This window comes from Arthrobacter sp. Cr_A7 (assembly GCF_029222765.1).
Classification (GTDB): Bacteria; Actinomycetota; Actinomycetes; order Actinomycetales; family Micrococcaceae; genus Arthrobacter.
Genome location: NZ_JARHXQ010000250.1, coordinates 1 through 1,574, shown reverse-complemented (window position 1 = coordinate 1,574; position 1,574 = coordinate 1). Strand labels below are relative to the sequence as shown.

General features: G+C 64.0%; 1 protein-coding gene. It reads right to left on the bottom strand.

The features are described from left to right. Positions 1-14: 14 nt before the first annotated feature. Positions 15-1,370: an MFS transporter gene (locus P2Q66_RS14810; protein ID WP_275729328.1), complete on the bottom strand. Its 1,356-nt coding sequence runs from the start codon at positions 1,368-1,370 to the stop codon at positions 15-17. Positions 1,371-1,574: the final 204 nt, after the last annotated feature.

Here is a 1,574-nt window from a genome sequence, read left to right as displayed (position 1 = left end):
GCTGTCTATTGCTGTCAGGCCTTGTGTACTTCGAGGTCCTCGAGGGACTTGCCCTTGGTGTCTGTGGACAGGAAGGTGGCCACGGCGGCGACGAGGCAAATGCCGAAGGTGATGAGCCCGATGACCACGGGAACGTTGGCTGAGCCGGGAGGAGCCACGGCGGTGAAGATGCTCGGGAAGAAGGATGCGATCATGAGGCCGACGTTCTGCGACACCGCGAAGCCGGTCACCCGGATCCGCATGGGGAACTGCTCCTGGAAGAAAGTGGCAAACGTCGAGTTCCACATCTGGAAGAAGATTCCCTGGACGATCACAACGCTGACGAAGACCAGGAACAGGCTCCTCTGGTCAATCGCCCACAGGTAGCCGCCCGCGGCCAGGCCGCCGCCGAGTCCGCCGGCCACCATCAGCACCCGCCGGCCGATCTTGTCGGACAGGGCGCCGAACATCGGGATGGTCACTACTGCGGCGATGTTGGCCACGAGGGTCACCCACAGAAACTCGCTGCTGGAGAAGCCGATGCCGTAGCCCTCCTGGGTGGCGTAGGAGACACCGAAGATGAGGGTGGCCATGCCGATCACGTTGGTGAACGTCATGATGACGCACAGGATCATGACCCGCGGGTGGGTGCGCAGGAGGTCGAGGAGCGGGAACCGGCGCTTCGCCGCAGCGCTGTCAGACTGCGCCAGGTAGGCCGGGGGCTCCTGGACCCGGCGGCGGATGATGTACCCGGCAAGGATCACGAAGGCGCTGAGCAGGAACGGAATGCGCCAGCCCCAGGTCTGGAACTGGTCGGCAGGGAGAAGGGCAGCCAGCGGAAGCAGGACGCCGGTGGCCAGGATGGAGCCCACCTGCGTTCCCTGAAGGCTGAAGCTTGCGAAGAAGCCGCGCCGGGCGTCAGGCGAATGCTCCACGATCATGGCGCTGGCGCCGCCGAGTTCGCCTGCCACCGCAAACCCCTGCACCAGGCGGAGGATCACGAGGAGGACGGGGGCGAGGATGCCCACCTGCCCGTACGTGGGCAGGAGCCCGACGGCGAACGTCGCGAAGCCCATGAGCAGCATGGCCAGGACGAGCACGTTCTTGCGCCCGTGCTTGTCGCCGTATGCTCCCAGGACAATGGCGCCGACGGGGCGGGAGACGTAACCCACCGCATAAGTCGCCAGTGAGGCGATGATCGCGACAGTGGGGTTTTCGGACGGGAAGAAGATGGCGGGGAAGATGAGCGTGGCGGCAAGGCCGTACAACGCAAAGTCGTAGTACTCAAGGGCGCCGCCGATCCAGCCGCTCATTGCGGCCCTCTTCGGATCCCTGCCCCCGGTACCGGTTGTGAGGCCGGGTTGGGCATGCACGGTGGGCGTTATGCTCATGCTGATTTCCTTCGTCTTCGTTGGCAAGGAACCGGAGTGCTTCCATTCCGGATTGTCTTGGTGACTGGGGGCCGCTGGTGGAGTTGGTGATCATCCTCACTCGGCGGGATGCAGGTCACTCTTTGAATCGTTTCACTCGATTATAGGCAGTGCCGCGCGTCACGTCAAAGAAAAGGGAAAGCGGATTCCCGGTGGCAGTCCTCC